Origin of the sequence: Streptococcus sanguinis SK1 = NCTC 7863 (genome assembly GCF_000194945.1) — a bacterium.
In the GTDB taxonomy this organism is placed as follows: domain Bacteria; phylum Bacillota; class Bacilli; order Lactobacillales; family Streptococcaceae; genus Streptococcus; species Streptococcus sanguinis.
Genome location: NZ_GL878507.1, coordinates 1296879 through 1318461 on the forward strand (window position 1 = coordinate 1296879; position 21583 = coordinate 1318461).

The 21583-nt window shown below is 46.2% G+C and carries 21 protein-coding genes; 2 read left to right on the forward strand and 19 right to left on the reverse strand.

Features of this window, described 5'->3' with window-relative positions:
* Nucleotides 1-28 precede the first annotated feature (28 nt).
* The 16 genes from cbiG to HMPREF9378_RS04660 all read right to left on the reverse strand — a co-directional run bounded on the left by cbiG (nt 29) and on the right by HMPREF9378_RS04660 (nt 16123).
* Nucleotides 29-1090 carry a cobalt-precorrin 5A hydrolase gene (gene cbiG, locus HMPREF9378_RS04735; RefSeq protein WP_002901140.1) on the reverse strand — a complete coding sequence of 354 codons (1062 nt, stop codon included), beginning with the start codon at nt 1088-1090 and terminating at the stop codon, nt 29-31.
* Nucleotides 1080-1853 (reverse strand): cobalt-precorrin-4 methyltransferase, encoded by a 774-nt coding sequence (locus tag HMPREF9378_RS04730; RefSeq protein WP_002901141.1) that lies wholly within the window; start codon nt 1851-1853, stop codon nt 1080-1082. Before HMPREF9378_RS04730 ends, cbiG begins: the two co-directional genes overlap by 11 nt.
* Nucleotides 1853-2422: a decarboxylating cobalt-precorrin-6B (C(15))-methyltransferase gene (locus tag HMPREF9378_RS04725; RefSeq protein ID WP_002896464.1), complete on the reverse strand. Its 570-nt coding sequence runs from the start codon at nt 2420-2422 to the stop codon at nt 1853-1855. The genes HMPREF9378_RS04730 and HMPREF9378_RS04725 overlap by 1 nt, the downstream gene beginning before the upstream one ends.
* Nucleotides 2394-3026 carry a cobalt-precorrin-7 (C(5))-methyltransferase gene (locus HMPREF9378_RS04720; protein ID WP_002901143.1) on the reverse strand — a complete coding sequence of 211 codons (633 nt, stop codon included), beginning with the start codon at nt 3024-3026 and terminating at the stop codon, nt 2394-2396. The genes HMPREF9378_RS04725 and HMPREF9378_RS04720 overlap by 29 nt, the downstream gene beginning before the upstream one ends.
* A complete protein-coding gene (gene cbiD, locus HMPREF9378_RS04715) occupies nt 3017-4144 on the reverse strand; it encodes a cobalt-precorrin-5B (C(1))-methyltransferase CbiD (protein WP_002901144.1) in 1128 nt (375 codons plus the stop codon). Before cbiD ends, HMPREF9378_RS04720 begins: the two co-directional genes overlap by 10 nt.
* A complete protein-coding gene (locus tag HMPREF9378_RS04710) occupies nt 4144-4848 on the reverse strand; it encodes a cobalt-precorrin-8 methylmutase (RefSeq protein WP_002901146.1) in 705 nt (234 codons plus the stop codon). The genes cbiD and HMPREF9378_RS04710 overlap by 1 nt, the downstream gene beginning before the upstream one ends.
* Nucleotides 4849-5547 carry a cobalt-precorrin-8 methylmutase gene (locus tag HMPREF9378_RS04705; RefSeq protein ID WP_002901147.1) on the reverse strand — a complete coding sequence of 233 codons (699 nt, stop codon included), beginning with the start codon at nt 5545-5547 and terminating at the stop codon, nt 4849-4851.
* Between the two features lie 9 nt (nt 5548-5556).
* A complete protein-coding gene (gene cbiB, locus HMPREF9378_RS04700; protein ID WP_002913874.1) occupies nt 5557-6507 on the reverse strand; it encodes an adenosylcobinamide-phosphate synthase CbiB in 951 nt (316 codons plus the stop codon).
* A 1-nt stretch (nt 6508) separates the two neighbouring features.
* Nucleotides 6509-7867: a cobyrinate a,c-diamide synthase gene (locus tag HMPREF9378_RS04695; protein WP_002913875.1), complete on the reverse strand. Its 1359-nt coding sequence runs from the start codon at nt 7865-7867 to the stop codon at nt 6509-6511.
* 300 nt (nt 7868-8167) lie between these two features.
* Nucleotides 8168-9925: an ABC transporter ATP-binding protein gene (locus HMPREF9378_RS04690; RefSeq protein ID WP_002913876.1), complete on the reverse strand. Its 1758-nt coding sequence runs from the start codon at nt 9923-9925 to the stop codon at nt 8168-8170.
* Nucleotides 9915-11681 (reverse strand): ABC transporter ATP-binding protein, encoded by a 1767-nt coding sequence (locus tag HMPREF9378_RS04685; protein ID WP_032911207.1) that lies wholly within the window; start codon nt 11679-11681, stop codon nt 9915-9917. Before HMPREF9378_RS04685 ends, HMPREF9378_RS04690 begins: the two co-directional genes overlap by 11 nt.
* A complete protein-coding gene (locus HMPREF9378_RS04680) occupies nt 11674-12132 on the reverse strand; it encodes a MarR family winged helix-turn-helix transcriptional regulator (protein ID WP_002913878.1) in 459 nt (152 codons plus the stop codon). Before HMPREF9378_RS04680 ends, HMPREF9378_RS04685 begins: the two co-directional genes overlap by 8 nt.
* A gap of 174 nt (nt 12133-12306) precedes the next feature.
* A complete protein-coding gene (locus tag HMPREF9378_RS04675; RefSeq protein WP_002903845.1) occupies nt 12307-12642 on the reverse strand; it encodes a hypothetical protein in 336 nt (111 codons plus the stop codon).
* Nucleotides 12643-12720: 78 nt separating this feature from the next.
* Nucleotides 12721-13131, reverse strand: coding sequence for a peptide deformylase (locus HMPREF9378_RS04670; RefSeq protein WP_002913879.1), 411 nt, complete (start codon nt 13129-13131; stop codon nt 12721-12723).
* Between the two features lie 46 nt (nt 13132-13177).
* Nucleotides 13178-14077 (reverse strand): fructokinase ScrK, encoded by a 900-nt coding sequence (scrK, locus tag HMPREF9378_RS04665; RefSeq protein ID WP_002907200.1) that lies wholly within the window; start codon nt 14075-14077, stop codon nt 13178-13180.
* A 159-nt stretch (nt 14078-14236) separates the two neighbouring features.
* Entirely contained in the window at nt 14237-16123 is a 1887-nt protein-coding gene (locus tag HMPREF9378_RS04660; RefSeq protein ID WP_002913880.1) for a sucrose-specific PTS transporter subunit IIBC, read from the reverse strand.
* Nucleotides 16124-16319: 196 nt separating this feature from the next.
* Between HMPREF9378_RS04660 and HMPREF9378_RS04655 the strand changes: the two genes are divergently transcribed.
* On the forward strand, nt 16320-17774 hold the full coding sequence (locus HMPREF9378_RS04655; protein WP_002913881.1) for a sucrose-6-phosphate hydrolase: 1455 nt from the start codon (nt 16320-16322) through the stop codon (nt 17772-17774).
* Nucleotides 17755-18720 (forward strand): LacI family DNA-binding transcriptional regulator, encoded by a 966-nt coding sequence (locus tag HMPREF9378_RS04650; RefSeq protein ID WP_002913882.1) that lies wholly within the window; start codon nt 17755-17757, stop codon nt 18718-18720. The genes HMPREF9378_RS04655 and HMPREF9378_RS04650 overlap by 20 nt, the downstream gene beginning before the upstream one ends.
* A 177-nt stretch (nt 18721-18897) precedes the next feature.
* On the opposite strand, the gene HMPREF9378_RS04645 is transcribed toward HMPREF9378_RS04650, so the two are convergent.
* From HMPREF9378_RS04645 to HMPREF9378_RS04635, 3 genes are read right to left on the reverse strand one after another with little or no spacing between them, the layout of a single operon-like run.
* Nucleotides 18898-20289, reverse strand: a complete 1392-nt coding sequence (locus HMPREF9378_RS04645; protein WP_002901159.1) for an ATP-binding cassette domain-containing protein — start codon at nt 20287-20289, stop codon at nt 18898-18900.
* Nucleotides 20282-20980, reverse strand: coding sequence for an energy-coupling factor transporter transmembrane component T (locus tag HMPREF9378_RS04640; protein WP_002901161.1), 699 nt, complete (start codon nt 20978-20980; stop codon nt 20282-20284). Before HMPREF9378_RS04640 ends, HMPREF9378_RS04645 begins: the two co-directional genes overlap by 8 nt.
* Before the next feature lie 9 nt (nt 20981-20989).
* Nucleotides 20990-21577 (reverse strand): MptD family putative ECF transporter S component, encoded by a 588-nt coding sequence (locus HMPREF9378_RS04635; RefSeq protein WP_002901162.1) that lies wholly within the window; start codon nt 21575-21577, stop codon nt 20990-20992.
* Nucleotides 21578-21583: the final 6 nt, after the last annotated feature.

Consider the following 21583-nt stretch of genomic DNA (forward strand, 5'->3'; position numbering starts at 1 on the left):
GTTCATAAGACCGTCTGCTCTTTTTGATTTACTTTTTGGTTATTGCTTTTGCAAGCGCATAGGTACAGCCGTTCTTGGCAAAGCGCTCTGTCAGGACTTGACCCTGACTGGCCAGATCTGCGCTGGCCAAGGCGACACTGCCGACTCCGACTGTCTTTTTGACAAATTCTGACTGAGGATAGCGGTCTGCTACGACAGACAGCTCCTCCTTGCTAAAGGTCTCAAAGGGACAGCCCAATTCCTCAGCCAAGGCCAGAATAGCAGCTTCATCCTTCTTGACATCAATGCTGACGATTTTGGAAATCTCACTGGCAGAAATCCCCTGCTGCTGACAAAATTCCTCAAAGCCTTCTCGGAAGACAGCAGGAGCCACATCCTTTCTAGCACCAACTCCTAAGATATAGGGTTGAGGATAGATGAGAGCCAGATTTTCTCTTTGAATGTCCTTTTTTTCAGTAGTCAGTAGAATCAGCGGTTCCGTTCCCTTGAGAACAGCCGCAAGTCCTTCCTCATCCACCAGAGTCAGACCGCGAAGGTCCGTAACCCAGTCCTTTTCCTGATAGAAATAGACTTTTCGGCCGCTGCCTAGATAGCTGTTGAAAGGTTTGATGAATTCTCTCAATTCCGGTCGCCAGCCATTGACCGACTGAGCCAGATTGTCCAAGGCTGTGACATTTTGCACATCTGTTGCTGTCGTGATAACAGGATTTGAACCGAGCAATTCTGCGATGTCTAGCGTCACTTGATTTGCTCCGCCTAGATGTCCACTCAGCAGGCTGATGACATTCGTCGCTTTCTCATCCATAACAACCACTGCTGGATCGCTCGCCTTGTCTTTCAAGACCGGAGCAATAGCTCGCACAACTGCACCGATAGCCATGATACAAATGAGAACATCCACTTCCTGAAAGAGCTGACCAAGCGCCTCAATCACACGTCCTTCGATGGCAATGACCCTGTCATCTGTCAAGCGAGGCGTCGTATAGATAGGGATTTCCTTGCCCAGCTTTTCTCGCAGAGTCAGAGCCAAGTCCTTGCCGACCGCTGTCACTGTTGCGATTGCGTAGCGAGGTTGAGAATTACTTGGCATGGCTGCTCTTCCCCCGTCTAAACTCATGCTGGAAATCCGCATGGTAGAGCTTGGAATAGTAGAATTCCTGACCTAAAAAGTCACCGACCAAAATCAAAGCTGTCTTTCTAATCTTAGCTTCCTTGACCTTCTCAGCAATGTTAGTCAAATCGCCAAAGACCTTCTTTTCATCCGGCCAAGTCGCCTTGTAAATGACAGCCACAGGCGTTTCAGGAGGATAGCCACCCTCGATTAGCTCGCTGACGACCTTTTCGATGCCTTGAACGGACAAGAAGATGGCCATAGAGGTCCGATGCTGAGCATAGCTTTTCAGAGATTCCCTATCTGGCACAGGCGTCCGGCCGGCCATCCGAGTAATGATGAGGCTTTGAGAAATCTCTGGCACGGTGTACTCTGCCCCGATACTGGAAGCAGCTCCCAGAAAAGAGCTGACACCCGGCGTACAGTCAAACTCTATATCCCGCTTCTTCATCTCTTCGATCTGCTCTCGAATGGAGCCGTAGATGGAGAAATCTCCCGTCTGCAGGCGGACTACATCTTTACCAGCCTTGACTCCAGCTTCCATGACATCGATGATTTCCATCAAGTGCATACTGGCGCTGTCGTGAATCTCAGCTCCTTCCTTACAGTAGTTCAGCAAGTCTGGATTGACCAAGGAGCCTGCGTAAATGACCACATCAGCCTCAGACAGCTGCTTGTAACCTTTGAGCGTAATCAGCTCCACATCACCTGGGCCTGCTCCAACAAAATGTACTTTGGACATCAATTAGCCTCTCTTTCTTTTTTCTTACAGGAAACGATAATGGTCGGATTCTGAGGCTTAAAGTAGTGCCCCTTACCTATAGCTGTCCAGCGACTAGCCTGAACTGATACAATCTCTAAATCCTCCCAGTCCATCTGCTCCGCTATTTGAGCTGCTTCCAGAGCATTCTCCAGCAGGATAAAGTTCAAGACCAACCGACCGCCCGGCTCCATGAGCTGGGCACACCAGTCGAAAATCTCCTGCATGTTGCCCCCTGTCCCTCCGACAAAAATGGCATCAAAGCTGCCTTCCAGCTCAATCGGAGCCAGTCCTTGATGGAGACGGACATTGTGGCAGCCAAAGTGCTGGATATTCTCCTGCGTCAAGGCCACCGCGTCTTCATTGCGCTCAACCGCCACCACTTCCAGTTCTGGATAGGTTCGGGCTGCCTGAATCGTGACACTGCCAGTGCCAGAACCGACATCCAGCATACGCTTGGCTCGATGCAGCTCCAACTTATCCAAACTGATGGCTCTGACTTCTTCCTTAGTCATAGGGACTTTAGCCCTGATAAATTCCGAATCCCTCATCTAACACCACCACTACATTCATTTCATATTCTCTGTCTTCTACCTCACTCGCAGGCAGAATGGTAATACGCTCGTCTTCATAACTCAGCTGCTCACCGATGACCAGCACCTTATCCAAACCTCTTTTAACGGCCTCTTGAGCAATTTCGTAGGGGCCAACTTTCTGATCCGTCACCATAAAGACTTTTGACAAACTCATAATCAAGTCAAAGTTAGGCACCTTAGCATGACTGCTCGTCAGATAAGCGTCGTTCATAGGCAGGGCAATTCTGCTGGCCAGATACTGCATGGCGCTGATACCCGGCGAGATGACCACGCGCCCCTTGAACTTCTCTGACAGCCATTTGCCCAAACCGTAAATCAGAGGGTCGCCTGAGGCCAGATATAAAATTTCCTCATTCTCACCAAAGCTCTCCAGCAATTCTGCTAACGCAGCTAATTTTTTGGGAGGGACCAAACCCTTATCCCGATAAGCAGGTGGTAAAATTTCCAGATGCCGCTCGCTGCCCAAAATGCGGTCAGCCTTTTCAAAGTAGGCTTCCTGTCTCAGAAGACCATAGCTCGGATCTCCCGGACCAATTCCGATAACATAAATCATGTCCATTCCTCCTTTATCTGCTCTAAAGGCTGAGTTGATGCCAGATAGCCTTCCTCAGTCCCAAAGACGACCACTTCAATATTGACTTTTGGCTTACGGTAGCGAAGCAGACGCTCACTTCTAGCCTTAATCTTATCCGCCAATACCTGATAGACACCCTCATAAGAAAATTCTTTAATGGCTGTTCCAGCTGCCTCGGTCGTCAAGCACTTGTCAACCTTTTCCAGCAGCTCAATAGGCGCCCCCATCAGGGCTAGATTAGCCACCAGCGTTTCCATACGGGCATCCGAGTCCTTACTATGAGTAGAGAAAATACCAGCCGCCACTTTGACAAACTTGCCCATGTGACCGATCATCAAAACCTTGGTAAAGCCGATTCGCTGGACTTCTTTTAGGACATGGCCGACAAAGTTACTCATATTGACGATGCGCCCAGCTGGAATCCCCACAGTATTAGTCGCAAAATCTTCACCGTAATTCCCCGGCACCAAGACGACTGAGCGATGCCCTTGATTGTAGAGCATGGTTAACTCGATCGTGATGGATGCCTTCCAGCTATCCTCGGACATTGGATTAACAATCCCTGTCGTTCCCAAGATTGAAATGCCACCGACAATGCCTAATCTGGAATTGTAGGTAAGCTTGGCCGTTTCTTCTCCTCCGGGAACGGAAATGATGACCCGTGCTCCACAATTGGGGCCGATAATCTCACGGACATGCTGCTCAATCATCCGTCTAGGAGTTGGATTGATGGCTGCCATGCCGACATCACAGGCCAGCCCCTTCTCGGTCACGCGCCCGACGCCCTGACCACCGTCAATCTCGATTTCCTTCTGATCTGGCAGAAGAGTCACGGTCGAATAAATCAAGAGTCCGTGCGTCGCATCCGCATCATCGCCGCCATCTTTTTCAATGGCCGCAGTCGCCTCTTCTGGTCCAAAGGAAGGATTGTGAACATCCATGGTCACTTCCACACCTGAAGCCGTATGAACAGTGACCTTTTCTTCTCTTTCCTGATTTAAAATCATACTCAATGCTGCAACAGTCGCTGCCGTTGCACAAGTACCAGTTGTAAAACCTTTTCTTAATTTCTTTCCATTGACATAAGCGTATTCATCCATCATCAGCCCTCTCCTTTCTCCGGAGCCTGCTTTTTATCTGAAACACTGTAACGTTCATAGTCTGTAGTGTCGAGCTTGAGCTGGTAGAGGATGGCATTGACCACAGCTGCTGCGATGGTACTGCCGCCCTTTTGTCCCAACGCTGCGATAGAAGGCACCGAACTTTCATGCAGTTTGAGCTTGGATTCTGCCGCTCCGACAAAGCCGACTGGAACCCCGACAACTGCATCCGGCTGCAAGCTTCCCTCTTCAACCATATCCAAAACCTTAAAGATGGACGTTGGAGCATTCCCGAAGACAAAAAGTTTTGGACCATCCACTTTAGCTGCATATTCTACAGCGGCCATGGAGCGAGTAATTCCCTTTTCCTTAGCTTCCTGAAAGACTGCTGGCTCATTGACCAGACAGCGATAAGAAACACCTAGATCATCCAGCAATTTCTTATTAAAACCGCCCAAGACCATGGTTGTATCTGTAAAAATGGTGCCCTTGTTTCGGAGGACGTAGAGAATCTTCTCAATAACCTGATTGGAAAACTTGATATTGTAGAGGTAGTCAAAGTCTGCACTGGTAAATACAACCCGCTTGAGCACTGCCTCTTCAAAAGGATCCGAAAAATGAATATCTGGATGCTCTTGGTCAATAATTTCCTGAATCTTGCTGAAACTAGCTTCTTCAATCTTATGCGCTGCTTTTAGATAGGACATCTAGTTCTTTCCTCCTTCTTTACTGGATGGTGTAGAGTAGCGGACATAGTCGTCCGTCACCACTTCTCTCAGCTGGTAGATAATGGCATTGATAATAGCTACTACAATCGTGCTGCCGCCTTTTCTGCCGAGATTGACAAGGGCCGGAAGACCTGACTGAAGCAGTTCTTCTTTTGACTCTTCGACATTGATAAAGCCGACCGGAACCCCAATCACTGCATCTGCTTCTACCAATCCCTGCTCTGCCAGCTCAATCAAATAAGACAGAGCCGTAGGAGCACCACCGAAAGCAAATACTTTAGGACCTTCAATCTTAGCTGCTATTTCAACAGCTGCCATAGCTCTGGTAATCTGCTTTTCCTTGGCCAGCGCAACTACTTCTTCATCGCTAATCAAACAGCGGTAGCTCACACCCAGCTGGTCAAGCACGCGCTTGTTAATCCCATTGAGAGAGATATTGGAGTCCAGCAGGATAGTCCCCTTAGCTCTGATTACTTCTTCTATTTTTTTAAGGACATCATGCTCAAAGCGCATAGTATAGAGATAATCGAAATCTCCCGTCGTATGAATAGCCCTCTTGATAATGGATTCTTCCATTTCCGAATGGAAGACATAATCAGGATCTTTTTCAGTAATCATAGACTGAATAATTTGAAAACTCTTTTCCTCGATAGAGGAAGGATTTTGGATATATGTCATAGTATACTCCTAGAAATATGCTTGCTTTACTAAATAAAAAAGAGTGAACAAGATTAAACCTGTCATGGTGCTTGTATAAAGCAGAGAGATAGCCGTCTGAATATCATCCGCCGCAACCGGTCTGGAATCCTCTCCAATGGTCGGCTTCTCAATCAGCTCTCCGTGATAGACGTGCGGTCCGCCCAGCTGAATGCCCAGAGCTCCAGCCACAACCGCCTCTGAAAAAGCACTGTTGGGACTAGCATGCTGGTAGCGATCCCGCCAGCCAATCCGCAGGGCTCCTTTGACATCCAGCAGTAAAATCTGACTGCTGAGAATCAAGAAAAACCAAGTCAAACGCGCAGGAATCAGATTGGCCAGATCATCCATCTTGGCAGATATGAGACCGATTTTGCGGTATTTTTCCGTCTTATAGCCTACCATGGAGTCCAAGGTATTGATGGCCTTATATGTCATAGCTAGAATGGGGCCGCCTAGAAAGAGGCAGAGCAGAGGGCCGATAACCCCGTCACTGGTATTTTCAGCCACCGTCTCAATCGTCGCCTTGCTGATTTCCTCTGGTGTCAGCTGGGAAGTTTCACGGCCGACAATCATACCAACTTGCTTTCTAGCTTCTTCCAAAGTGCCAAACTTGAGCGTATGGTAAACCTTTTGGGCCTCAAAAGCTAGACTCTTAGCCGCTAGACTAGCATAGGCCAGATAGATCCAGACGAGCCAGTAGAGGACGGGATGAACCAGACCAGCCAACCAGAGCAACCCGTAGCTCACTCCCAGCGCCAGTCCAACTGTTGTCAGCCAGAGGAAAAAGCCAAATAGATAGGGCGAAAACTGCCTTTTCTCCTGCAAACGCATACATAGATAAATATAGGAACCCATCCACTTAACTGGATGAGGCCAGCTATAGGGGTCGCCAATCAGCCAGTCCAGTAAAACGGCCAAAAAAATTGCAATGAGTGTCATATCAGTTCGCCTCTTTGATATAATTCAGCCAGTTGGCCAGCAGCTGCTCATCCTGATAAAAATGAACATGCAGGTAGCTAGCAAAGGTCCGGTCCTTTTGATAACCGCCTGTCCAGGCAGCTACGACCTGACCGTCTCTAACCTTCTCTAGCTTGAGGACCGTATCTTCCTCCGTCTCAAATATTGAATGGTGAAACTCATGTCCTCTGACTGCCGTACCTTTAGGACCAAAAAGACTGTCTACCTGCGTTTCTGCTTGGCAATAACCAAAGCTTTTCAAGCCAGGGGTCATCAGGCTCTTGCCCTTGAAAATACCGACCATTTCATAGACCTGCCCCTCTACTTCCAGCAACTCTCCCAGATACATGAGGCCGCCGCATTCTGCATAGATTGGCCGGCCCTGCTCGTGAGCTTTCTTAACCGAAGCCCGAAAGTCAGCATTTACCATCAGCTCCTGAGCGTAGACTTCTGGAAAACCGCCGCCAAAATAATAAGCATCTGCTGCTGGCAGTTCCTTATCTTTCAGAGGGCTGAAAGGTACCAGCTGGACATTGAGCTCTCTTAGAAAGTCTAGATTATCTTCGTAGTAAAAGTGGAAAGCATCATCCAAGGCATAGGCCAAAGTCAAGGGCTGATCGTTGCGGATATGAAAAGGATTGGTCATCTGCTTATCGGGAAGTTCTGCCTTTTCCAGCAATCTATCTAGATTTATATACTTGGCTGCTGCCGCTCCCAATTCCTCAAATCGACGGTCTAAATCATCCATTTCTACGTCAGGGATTAGACCCAGGTGACGTGATGGCAGCTCTGCTGTTGCATTCTTAGGCAGATAGCCCAGCACCTCCACATCCGTGTAACGCTCAATGGCGCCCTTGATGAGTTCATAGTGATTCTGTGAAGCTACCCGATTGATAATGGCCCCAGCAATATCCAAATCCGGATCAAAAGTCGCAAAGCCATGGACCATAGCAGCCGCTGAGGTGGATGTAGCTTTCCCATCAATAATCAAGACAACCGGAATTCCCAACTTCTTAGCAACAGAAGCAGAGGACGCACAGTTCTTGTCTGTTCCCAGACCATCAAAGAGCCCCATGACTCCTTCGACTACTGCCACATCCGCATCTCCATGCCATTTGTAGTAGGACCAAGCCAGACTCTGATCGTCCGGTATCATAAAGCTGTCCACATTCCGCGACGGTCGCTTGGTAATCCGACTATGATAAGCTGTATCAATATAATCAGGTCCTACCTTATAAGGCTGAACCTGATAACCTCTGTCTGCCAGAGCTTTCAAAATCCCTAGGGTAACTGTGGTCTTTCCGACACCGCTGGAAACACCAGCTAGCATAAATTGCTTCATCGCTTTACTCCAGATTCGCTGATAAAAAAAGTACTACAAAAAAAATAAGGAATTTTTATTTTTTTTGTAGCACCGTTGCTCACTTATATGTAGAGCAAACACCCCGTTGTGTTCGCTTCCAGTTCTTATATTAAATTTATTTTAATATAAAGCATAAAAACTGTCAAGTTTTTGATAGAGCATCTGCGAAAAAAGTCAGGATTTTAGAGCGTCTTCACTGAAAATTGAGCATTTTTTACAATTCTGTTAAATTTAAAAAAACATCAGAAAAACGAACATTCCTGATGTTTTATTTGAGCATCAACCTGCATCTTCCTCTACAAATTGACTATTATAGAGGTCCGCATAGAAGCCATTCTGATTCATGAGTTCATCATGGTTGCCCTGCTCGATGATATTTCCATCGCGCATGACCAAGATAAGATCCGCATTACGGATAGTAGACAGACGGTGGGCAATGACAAAGGAAGTCCGGCCTTCCATGAGTTTGTCCATCGCCTTTTGAATGAGCTCCTCCGTCCGCGTATCGACTGACGAAGTTGCTTCATCCAAGATCAAGAGCGGCGCATCTTTGAGCAGAGCACGAGCGATTGTCAACAGCTGCTTCTGACCGACCGATAAGTTGACCGTGTCATCCAGCACCGTATCATAGCCCTGCGGCAGAGTCATGATAAAGTGATGAACACCGACCGCCTTCGCTGCAGCGATAACTGCTTCATCTGTCACATGCTTCTGATTGTAAATCAAGTTCTCTCGGATAGTTCCTTCAAAGAGCCAGGTATCCTGCAAGACCATTGAAAAGGCATCGTGAACCTCGGAGCGTTTCATATCCTTAATATCTATACCGTCAATGCTGATACGCCCTTTGTCAATTTCATAGAACTTCATGAGCAGATTAACGATGGTCGTCTTACCAGCACCCGTTGGGCCGACAATGGCAATCTTCTGTCCGGCTTTGGCCTGGGCTGAGAAATCATGAATGATTGTCTGGTCTGGCTTGTAACCGAAGAAGACATCTTCAAAGGCAACATCTCCCTTGACAGCAGTAAGCTGCTGCTCTTTATGCTGGTCGTCTTCCATCTCAGGCTCAGCCAGAAATTCAAGGACACGAACCAGTGCTGCACCAGCCTGCTGCAAGACGGTGATACCTTGGGCAATCTGTGACAAAGGCTGAGAGAAAGTCCGCACATAAACCATAAAGGCGACGATAATTCCGATACTAATAGAGCCATTAATCGCCAGAGCAGCACCGACTAAAATAACCAGCACATAAGCAAAATTCCCCGTAAAGAACATGAGCGGCATCATCATGCTAGAGATAAATTGAGACTTCCAAATACTGTTATAGAGATTGTGATTAAGAACTGCAAAGCGCTCCTTAGACTGCTCAATGGCATTATAGCTGGTAACAACATTATGACCGGAGTACATCTCCTCCACATAACCGTTTACCGCAGCCAGATCGTTTTGTTGGGCGGTGAAATACCCCTGAGACTTGCCCATGATGAGCCCGACAAAAACAAAACCTAATACAGTAGCCAAGATAGTTACCAAGGCCAAGATCCAGTTCATGAAGAACATAGTCAAAACCACAGCCACCAAGAGCAGGCTGGCAGAGATAACGTTACCTAGACTCTGGTTGAGGGATTGGCCGACCGTATCAACGTCATTGGTCACGCGCGACAGAGTATCCCCCTGAGAATGACCATCGAAATAGCCCAACGGCAGCTTGTTAATCTTCTCCGCAATGGCCGTCCGCAGCCGCTTAGAGAAATACTGGATAACCGTACTGATGATAAAGGACTGCCCGTAGTTGAGCAGGGCTCCGACTGCATAGAGCACGGTCAGCAGAAGGGCAATCTCAGACACAGCTTTTAAATCAATGCTGGTAGCCAAACCTTCAGAAATGAGATTAGTAATTTCTTTTAATTTATTTGGCCCATAGACCGTGATAATATTTGACAAGACAGCTCCCACAAATGCCAAAGTAAGAGGAAGCTGGAAGCCTTTGAGATAAGGCCGTATCTGGCTAAATAATGAAGGCTTCTTATTTTCCATTTTCTAATTCCTCCTTGGATAGTTGTGAGTAGGCAATTTCTTGATAGACTTCGTTGCTGGACAAAAGCTCTCGGTGGGTACCTTGACCAACCACCTTACCAGCATCCAAGACCAAGATTTGATCCGCATCCATGATAGTAGAAATCCGCTGTGCCACAATCAGCTTAGTCATATCCTGCGTCCGCTCAGCCAGTTCCTTGCGCAAAATGCGGTCTGTCTTATAGTCTAGGGCTGAGAAGGAATCATCAAAGATGAGGATTTCTGGCTTACGAGCCAAGGCTCTGGCAATGGCCAAACGCTGACGCTGGCCACCAGAGAAGTTGGTCCCGCTTTGAGCCACTTCTGCTTTCAGCCCTTTTTCCTTCTCTTGGACAAAGGGCTTAGCCTGTGCTAGATCAAGAGCCTCCCACATTTTCTGCTCATCCAGCGGGCTTTCTTTGCTTTGACCGAAGTCCAGATTGCTCTCGATATCGCCAGAGAAAAGCACAGCCTTTTGCGGGATGTAGCCGACCTTACTATGCAGATCTTCCAGCTGGTAATCCTGAACATTGACGCCATCTACCAAAATCTCTCCTTCAGTCACATCATAGAAACGAGGAATGAGATTGACCAGCGTGGATTTCCCTGAACCGGTTGAACCGATAAAGGCCACGGTATCACCAGCCTGCGCTGTAAAGCTAACATGCTCAATGACCGCTTCTGAATTCTTGGAATAGCGGAAAGACACATCTCGAAAGACCACCTCTCCCTTGCTATCCGATGCTGCCTTAGGATGTTCTGGACTGGTGATAGAAGAATGCAGGTCCAGTACTTCATTAATCCGGCCAGCGGATACAATGGTCCGAGGCAGGACGATGAAGAGAGCACCCATGAGCAAGAACCCAATCACAATCTGCATAGCATAGGACATAAAGACGACCATATCACTGAAGAGTGGGAGACGCTCCTGCAGCCCAGCCTCCTGGATCAAATAAGCACCAATCCAGTAAATCGCCAGTGTCAAACCGCTAGAAATCCCCATCATAACTGGATTCATCATGGCCATCAGACGACCGATGAAAAGATTGAGTCGGGTTACTTCATCATTGGCTGCCGCAAATTTCTCATCCTGATAATCCTCAGCATTGTAAGCCCGGACCACGCGAATCCCAGTCAGACTCTCTCTAGTGACACTGTTTAGCTTATCGACCAAGCGTTGCGCAACTGACTGTTTGGGAAAGGCCAATGTCACCAAAACTACTGTCAGCAGGATATTGACTATAACAGCAATAAGAACTGCTATCAGCCAGTTCTCGGACTTGCCAATAATCTTGGTCATGGCCCAAATCGCCATAATCGGTCCCCTGGTCACCACCTGAAGCCCCATGGTAATTAAGGTCTGTACCTGGGTAATATCATTTGTCGTCCGAGTCAGCAGACTAGGGATTGAAAATTTCTTAATCTCCGTCTGCGAATAGTCTAGCACACGGTTGAAAATATCGCTCCGCAAGCTCTGGGTAAAGCTGGCTGCTATACGAGCGGCAAAAAAGCCAACCACAATAGCTGACAGCAAGCTAGCAAAAGACAGGCCGATCATTTTCAGACCTGGCTCCCACAAATCTGCCAAACCAGTCCCTGGTGTTTGCAGCAACTCTGTAATCGTCGAAATATAGGTTGGAACTTCTAATTCCAGATATACCGTTAGGAAGGTGAAGAGCACACTGAGAACAATCATGCTCACTTCCCTTACCGTCAGCCGTTTAAATAACTTAAACATCTTTGCCTCCATTTTCTAAACTTTCGATATTCTGATAAAACTTGGCCATGACTTGAGAAAAAATCAGCAGTTCCTGCTCAGAAACACCATTCAAAATAGAAAGGTTCATTTCATCAAAAAAGTCACGGATTTTTTTCATTCTTTCCTGCGACTGCGGAGTGAGACGGATATATTTAGCCCGCTTGTCTGTCTTGCCCATTTCCAGCTTGATAAAGCCATTCTTCTCCATCCTTTTCATTAAGTTAGAGGCCACCGATTTGGAAATATCCAACTCCTGCTCAATATCCTTGATAAGGGTATCCTTCCCCTCTTCCATACGACAGGCGACAATATGCAAGACCTGCCCCTGAGGCCCAGCCATGGACTCAATCCCTTGCTCCTTGGCAAGCTTTTCCGCTATGAGATGAATCTTTCGTCCAAAACGCTTCAATTCCAGTAAAGGCTTATCCATACCTGTATCCTTTGTAAAAATAGTTTTCGTGAGAACTATTTTAACACAAGAAAAAAGAAAGTCAAGAAAAAAGTTTCCATGAGAACTATTTTTTCAACAAGAAAAAAAGCGAAGAAAATTTCTTCACCCTTCCTTTCAAACTGACAAACAGCCTAAAAATTGATTGGTCCCGCATTAAAATTTTGAAGAAGAAGCGAGGAATAGAGCCCCTCCAATGATAAGGAGAATGCCTGCAATCCAGCCTATAAATGGAATGGGCGCGATGTTGCTGCTTCCGACGATAAGGAGGACGCCCGCTGCGACACTGAAACGCATTTGACCTTTGTAATAAGCCAAGGAAGTAATTCCCAAGCCCAGAGCTGCCAATTTAATCACCGCTCCCAGTAAATTCAGGCCAGAATCACCTAGTAGGGCTGAAAAAGGAACAAAAAAGATATTCGAGAGCAGCAAAATAGTCCCTCCAATCAAACCAACCAGACCGCTTATCAGTGCTAAAGTTTTTGTTTTCATTTACATCTTGCCTCCTTCAATATTATTCTGCTAATTATCTCTAATTTTAGACATTTTTTGCAATTTTGTCAAATTTTTCTAAATGATAATCCCTTCCAAATGATCCAATTCATGCTGGCAGATTTGGGCAGGCAGGCCTTTCAAGGTCATGGTCTGCTGCTGCCAATGTTTATCCAGATAATCAATTGTGATTTCCTGATAACGTTGGGTAGGACGGCTTCCAACCAAGGACAGGCAGCTCTCTTCTGTCTGATAAGGGCCTGACTTAGAGCGCAGCACCGGATTAAACATGACTACCGGCACCAAACCATATAGAAAGATAATGACCCGCTTACGGACACCAATCATATTTGCTGCGAGCCCTATACAGTTTTCTCGATTGGCCTGCAGAGTATCCTGCAAGTCTTGAGCCAGATAAAGGTCTTCTCTGCTAGCCCGCTCAGACAGCTGCTGCAGAAAGAAAATATCTTTGACAATTGCTTTTTCCATTGCTTTCCCTCATAGAGAAGAGCCTGATAAATCAGACCCTATAAGCTTATTTTGCGTGGCGTTCACTAACTTCTTTAGCCAGTACAAAGTTGCCCAGCGTTGCGGAGCCATTTCCAGCCACAGCCGGTGTCACGATATAGTCACGAACATCAGGAACTGGCAAATAGCCATTCAGAAGAACTGTGAATTTCTCACGAACTCGATCCAGCATGTGCTGCTGAGCCATAACTCCGCCACCAAAGACGATGACATCTGGACGGAAAGTCACTGTCGCCTGAATAGCCGCCTGAGCGATATAGTAAGCTTGAATATCCCAGACAGAACTATTGAGTTTAATATTTTCCCCACGAACTCCGGTCCGTGCCTCTAAGCTTGGTCCAGCCGCCAATCCTTCCAAACAGCCATTGTGGAAAGGACAAACGCCATTGAACTCTTTTTCTACATCCATAGGGTGCTTAGCCACATAATAATGCCCCATCTCTGGGTGGCCTGTCCCCCCTACAAATTCGCCTCGCTGGATAGCACCAGCACCGATTCCTGTCCCAATCGTATAATAGACCAGATTTTCAATACGGCCGCCAGCATTGTTGCGAGCTACCACTTCACCATAAGCTGAGCTATTAACATCCGTCGTGAAGTAAATGGGCACATTGAGAGCTCGGCGCAGAGCACCAACAATATCTACATTAGCCCAATGTGGCTTAGGCGTAGTCGTGATAAAGCCGTAAGTCTTTGAGTTAGGGTCAATATCAATCGGCCCAAAAGAGCCTACAGCCAGACCAGCTAGATTGTCAAAACGAGAAAAGAACTCAATCGTCTTGTCTAGCGTTTCAATAGGTGTGGTTGTTGGAAACTGTGTCTTTTCAACAACTTCAAACCGTTCATCGCCTACAGCACAGACAAACTTAGTGCCGCCCGCTTCCAAACTTCCATACAATTTTGTCATTATAAATCCTCTTTTAAAATTTGATTTCTACTCTATTCATTATAGCATATCTCTTGCAGACTTCTTGCTAAAAATAGTCTTTTTAAAGCTTTTTCAACAAGACTGCACTTATGACATAAAAAACGAACAAAAACTGATTTGTTCGTTTTCTAAATTCCATTAGGCTTTCACTTCGATAATTGCGTCACCTTTAGCAAGTGCTCCTTCTGCTACTGGAGTCACAGAAGCATAGTCAGCTGTGTTGGTAACGATGACCATAGTCGTATCATCCAGACCAGCGGCTGCAATTTTCTCAGCTTCAAATGTTCCCAGAACATCGCCAGCTTTGACCTTGTCACCTTGAGCAACCTTTTGGTCAAAGCCTTCGCCGCCCATAGATACTGTGTCGATTCCGACGTGAATCAGAATTTCAGCACCATTAGCTGTCTTCAAACCATAAGCATGGCCAGTCGCGAATGCAATCGTAACTTCTGCATCGGCCGGAGCATAAACCACACCTTCGCTAGGCTTGATAGCAATTCCTCGTCCCATCGCTCCGCTAGAGAAAACAGGATCATCAACATCGCTCAAAGCTACTGCCTGACCAACAATTGGAGAAATAATTGTTTCATCTTGGAGGGAAGCTGGCACATTACCAGTTGTTTCTTCTTCAACTAGTTTTTCAGTTACAGCTGCTTCAGTTACAGTTTCTTCATCTTCAAAACCAAACATATAAGTCAAAGCAAATCCAAGCGCAAATGATACAGCTACCATGAGGAGATATTGTAAGAGTTGTCCATTACCGATGTAAAGCATTGTACCAGGGATGATAGTGATACCATTACCAGTACCGGCAAGTCCAAGGAGAGATGCCAAGCCACCACCAATTGCACCAGCAATCAATGAAAGGAAGAATGGTTTGCGGTAACGTAAGTTAACCCCGAAGATAGCTGGCTCTGTAATACCAAGGAAGGCAGAAAGAGCAGCTGGGAAAGCAAGAGTTTTAAGTTTAGGATTTTTAGTTTTCACACCAACAGCAACGGTTGCAGCACCTTGAGCTGTCATAGCTGCAGTGATGATAGCATTGAATGGGTTAACGTGGTCCGCAGCAAGCAATTGTACTTCAAGTAAGTTGAAGATATGGTGAACACCTGATACGACAATCAATTGGTGAACTCCACCAATCACCAAACCGCCTAAACCAAATGGTAAAGCAAGGATTGCTTTTGTTCCAAACAAAATGTAGTTTTCAACAACGTGGAATACTGGTCCTATGATGAAAAGTCCAAGGATAGACATTACAAAAAGTGTAACGAATGGTGTCACCAAGAGATCCAAGACATCTGGCACAACCTTGCGGAGAGCTTTTTCAAACTTAGCTCCAACGACCCCGATAATGAAGGCTGGAAGAACGGAACCTTGCAAACCAACAACCGGGATGAAGCCAAAGAATTTCATGGCAGTCACTTCACCACCAGATGCTACTGCCCAAGCATTTGGAAGCGAGCCAGACACTAGCATCATACCAAGGACGATACCAACAGCTGGATTTCCACCAAATACACGGAAGGTTGACCAAACAACCAAGCCTGGTAATATAATGAAGGCTGTATCCGTAAGAATTTCTGTATAGGTCTTCACATCATCTGGAAGCGTCATCCCAAGAGCGTTTAAAAGTCCTCGAACACCCATGAAGAGACCTGTTGCTACGATAACTGGGATGATTGGTACAAATACGTCACCAAATGTACGAATGGCGCGTTGGAACCAGTTTCCTTGCTTAGCAGCTTCTGCTTTCATGTCATCTTTTGATGAGGTTGGCAACCCTAAGGCTACAACTTCGTCATAGATTTTATTAACCGTACCGGTACCAAAGATAATCTGGTACTGGCCTGAGTTAAAGAAAGCACCCTGAACTTTTTCCAGATTTTCGACAGTATTTTTGTCGATTTTACCCTCATCTTTAACCATCACGCGCAAGCGAGTCGCACAGTGAGCCACACTGTTGACATTCTCACGTCCGCCAAGGGCTTCGATGACTTTTTTTGCAATGTCAGTATTATTCATTTGCAAAAATCTCCTTATAAATATTTTTAACTTTTTGAAAGCGATTTTATCACCTTTACGAATATTATTTTACCATGATTCAAAAATATGTCAAGCGTTTTGCAGAAAAAATATTTTTTCACTGTTAAATGTTGATTTTTCATCGGAAAACGTTTACTATAGTAATAAGAAATAATATGATTCGGAGGACAAAAGATTGGCTTGGACGACTGAAAAACGCTACAAACGCTATGAAGACTGGACTCAGGAAGAGCTACAGCACATCAAAGAAAACATCGCTAAATCTCCTTGGCGGGCTAACTACCATGTGGAGCCTCAGACGGGTCTGCTCAATGATCCCAATGGCTTTTCTTATTTTGACGGCAAGTGGGTGGTTTTCTACCAAAACTTTCCTTTCGGAGCAGCTCACGGTCTCAAGTGCTGGGTCCAGATGGAAAGTGACGACCTAGTTCACTTCACGGAAACTGGTCTTCGAGTGCTGCCAGATACTGCTCTGGACAGCCACGGCGCCTATTCTGGCTCTGCCATGCAGTTTGACGACAAGCTCTTTCTCTTCTATACTGGCAATGTTCGTGATGAAAACTGGGTGCGTCATCCTTATCAAATCGGTGCCTTGTTAGATAAATCAGGCAATCTCAAAAAAATTGACAAGGTCTTGATTGAGCAGCCTACTGAAGCGACCGACCACTTCCGCGATCCCCAGATTTTCAATTACAAAGGGCAGTTCTATGCCATTGTTGGTGGGCAAAATCTAGACAAACAAGGCTATGTCAAGCTTTACAAGGCTGTTGATAATGACTATACCAACTGGGAAGTCGTTGGCGATTTGGACTTCGCCAATGACAAGACAGCCTATATGATGGAGTGTCCTAATCTAGTCTTTATCAACGACCAGCCAATCCTGCTCTATTGCCCTCAAGGCTTGTCTAAGGATGTACTAGATTATGGCAACATTTATCCAAACATGTATAAAATAGGTCAATCGTTTGACACAAATAACGTTACTTTGATTAATCCTAGCCCTATCCAAAATCTGGACTACGGTTTCGACTGCTACGCGACCCAAGCTTTTAACGCACCTGACGGTCGTGCACTGGCTGTCAGCTGGCTAGGCTTGCCTGATGTGGAATACCCATCTGACCGCTTCGACCATCAAGGAGCCTTCTCCCTCGTCAAGGAATTAACCCTGAAAGACGGCAAGCTCTATCAATACCCCGTGCCTGCTATCAAGAATTTGCGAGCAGAGGAACAACCTTTCGCTGCTTTGGTAGAAAGCAAGAATAGCTACGAACTAGAGTTGAATCTCGCTGCGGACACTGAACACGAACTCGTCCTCTTTGCAGACAAGGATGGCAAGGGGTTACTCATCAACTTCGACCTCAAGGCAGGTCAAGTGACCGTTGACCGCAGTCAGGCTGGTGAGCCATTTGCTCTGGACTTTGGAACCAGCCGAAGCTGTAATATTGACAAAGAAGCAACGAGCGCTACTATCTTCATCGATAAATCGATTTTTGAAATTTTCATCAATAAAGGAGAGAAAGTATTTTCCGGCCGTGTCTTCCCAAGAGAAGACCAGACAGGTATTGCTATTACCAAGGGCAATCCAACCGGTACTTACTATGAATTAGATTATGGTCGCAAAGCTAACTGATGTAGCAAAACTTGCAGGAGTCAGCCCCACAACTGTTTCCCGCGTCATCAACAGAAAGGGCTACTTATCCGATAAAACGATTTCTAAGGTTGAGGCAGCCATGCGAGAATTGGCCTACAAGCCCAACAATCTGGCGCGCAGCCTCCAAGGTAAATCAGCCAAGCTAATCGGACTCATTTTCCCCAATATCAGCAATGTCTTTTATGCAGAATTGATTGACAAGCTGGAGCATGAGCTCTTTAAACAGGGCTATAAAACCATCATCTGCAATAGTGAGCATGATTCTGACAAGGAGCGTGAATACCTTGAGATGTTAGAAGCCAACCAGGTGGACGGCATCATTTCTGGCAGCCACAATCTAGGCATCGAGGACTACAATCGCGTGACCGCTCCAATCATTGCCTTTGACCGCAATCTTTCGCCGGATATCCCTGTCGTCTCCTCAGACAACTATGGTGGCGGAGTGCTAGCGGCTCAGACCTTGGTCAAGGCTGGAGCTCAAAACATCATCATGATTACTGGTAATGACAATTCCAACTCACCAACCGGCCTGCGCCATGCTGGCTTTGCTTCCGTCCTGCCTGACGCACCGATTATCAATGTATCCAGTGATTTTTCTCCTGTCCGAAAGGAAATGGAAATCAAGCAAATCCTCAGTCAAACTAAGCCCGATGCTATTTTTGCTTCAGATGATTTGACAGCCATCTTAATTATGAAAGTAGCTCAGGAGCTGGACATCCAGATTCCCAAAGATTTGAAAATCATCGGCTACGACGGCACCTACTTTGTGGAGAACTACTACCCACAGCTGGCAACAATCAAGCAACCGCTGAAAGATATTGCCTGCCTCTCTGTGGACCTACTCCTCAAAAAAATTGCTGGCCAAGAAGTCCAAACAACTGGCTATTTCCTGCCAGTCAGTCTCTTGCCTGGTAAGAGTGTTTAACGCAGATATAAAGAAAAAGCCTGATCGGCTTTTTTTTATTATATCAAACATCTATCCTTGATTATCACAGCTAATACTTCAATCATCTTCGTGAGGCTAGGACTATTTAAAAGCTATGGAAGACCTTTTAGATCTGAGCCTAGAAACAAGGATTACGAAGCTACAAATATTCAATGTTTAGTTCTGTCCCACCGTCCTGACAAATTCGACAATATGGCCGCCACAATTATGAATCAGCTCATAGTCGTGTGTCACCAAAATGACTAGTTTGCCTGCTTGGCCCATCTGATGCAGGTCCTTGATCATCTGATCCATCTGAGGGCGACAGAGGCCACTGGTTGGCTCATCTAAGATGACAATAGGCTTATCTGAAACCTTGGCCATCGCTAAGAGAAGCCGTTGCTTTTCACCACCCGACAAACTCTGAGGATGGCGGTCTTTCTTATCTAATAACCCGACCTGAGCCAAGGCCGCTTGCTTAGCAGTAGCATCATCGCTGACTATAGAAATTTCCGACCAGACCGACTCAGTGAAGAGCTGGTAGTTGACATCTTGCATGACCATACCGATCCAATCATAGCTAGGCTTGACAACCTGCCCATGAAAGAAGGTCTGCCCCTTGAAAGACTTGATTAAACCACAAAGCGAGCGTAGAAAGGTACTCTTGCCCACCCCGTTTTGCCCGATGATAAAGTGAATCCCCTGATTTAGAGAAAGATTCATATCAAAAATCTGCTTTCGGCCATAACTGTAAAGATAGTCTTGAGCCACTAGTGCCTGATTCGAGTCAAAATTCTTATCTGTCATCTGTTTGACCTGATAGTCCAATGCTTGCAAGTCTGCTTTTTCAATCCTGCTCAGACTGCGTAGCCGATGCTGGCCAATAAAAGCAGCATCCAGCTCCTCTGGCAGGTAGCTTGTTGCCCGATTCCCCTCTAGCAAAACAAACTGATCCATTATCTCCCGTAGGTAATATAGTCGATGCTCAGCGATAATAATAGTCTTGCCCAGAGACTTAAGCTTAAGCAGGACTTCCTTCAGTCTCTCAATAGCATCGCGATCCAGAGAGGAGGACGGCTCATCAAACATATAGATAGCATTGTCCATACAGGCTACGCTGGTAATGGCTAAGAGCTGTTTCTCTCCGCCTGACAGCGTGAAAATATCTCGATCCAGTAACTGTTTCATCCCTAACAGTTCCGTATAATAATCAATCCGCTCCAAGATTTCCTCGCGTGGCAGATTACGATTTTCCAAGGCAAAGGCCATCTCATCGGTCGAGTTGGTCGCATAAAACTGAGTCTTGGGATTCTGAAAAACGGTCGAAATGAAACGGCTGCGCTGAGCCAAATCCAACTCCTGCAACTCCTGTCCCTTGTAAATCAGACTGCCCATTAGCTCTGCTGGCTGAAAATGCGGAATAATGCCATTGATTGCCTTGAGCAAGCTGCTCTTACCACTGCCAGAAGCTCCGCTGATTACCGTTATCTGCCCTGGCTCAAACCGCAGATTGACCTCCTCCAAAATTGGTCCGTCATAAGAAATAGTAAACTCTTTAAACTCAAGCATAGCGACTCCAAATATCTAAGGCTAAAACTGCCAACATCAGACTCAGACATAGATAATCCTGTATGTGCATCTTAGTCTGGGACAGGCTAGAACGCTGACCGCCGACAATCAAACCTCGCGTCATGGCTGAAACGGCCACATCATCTGCCGTCCGTGTCAGACACATAAGGAGGGGAACATAGCGGTATTCTATCATTCGGACTGGCTGGCTGAAAAAGGTTTTGCCGGTCAATCCATGTAGATACATGGCATCCTTGACCTGATGATAGTCTTCCTTGACAGTGTAGAAGAAACGAAACATGACCGAAATCGGAATAATCAGACTATCAGACAGCTTCATCCTTTGCAAGGACGCCACCAAGTCACTCATAGAGGTAGTCAAAAGACTATAGCGCCCCATCATCACTCCCGGCGCCATCCTCAAGACCACCATGCTCATAAAGAGAAAAATAGCTTCTAAAACTGAAGAAGACAGTCGGTGCAACAGAAAAATCTGCATCAGGATAGCAAGCCCTAGCAAGACCAAACCTTTGAGAGCTTCCACATACTTTCTCTCCAGCAAGAGCAAGAGATAAGGCAAAGCAGATAGAAAGACCACGACTGGAAAGTAATGATGGCGCAGATTTCCCAGCAACAAGATATAGGAAATAACCACTGTCATAGCTATTTTGCTTCTAAAATCCAGATTCATCGGCGCCCCCTATGCCATCCCAGATTGACTAAAATGCTTTTTCAGCATCTTGATGCCAATCGTGCAGCCCAGATAAGCACCCAAGGCACCTAAGAGCAAAACCGGAAAGAATGACCAATCTGGCAAGACACTGAACATCTGCTCTGCAAATTCCTTGCCATAGCCTTGATCGATAACCTTTTGCATGTAGGCATCACGCGTCAAATAGATGGGTAGGAGATTAGCACAGGAAGAAAGACTATAGGCAACATAGGCCCAACGGGCATGCTTGATACTGCGATAGTCACCGCGCTTCAGGATGTATTCACCTAAAAGAGCAGCTAGGACCGTTCCCAGCACAATCAAAATCGTGTGCCCTGTTGCTACAAAGACTAGAGCCGACACCAACCCCATAACCAGTACCATGCCAAAACGACGAATCTTGGTACTGTAAAGCATGAAAAGAGGACCAGACATCAGGGCGCCGAAAAAGGGAACAATCGGCATAGTAATGGGTAAAAAACCAATCATACCAGATACAAAGCTCACGATAACAATGAGCAAGGAAAAGAGACCGGCATTGACCAGATCCTTTACAGAAAAAGATGCTTGTTTCATTAGGAA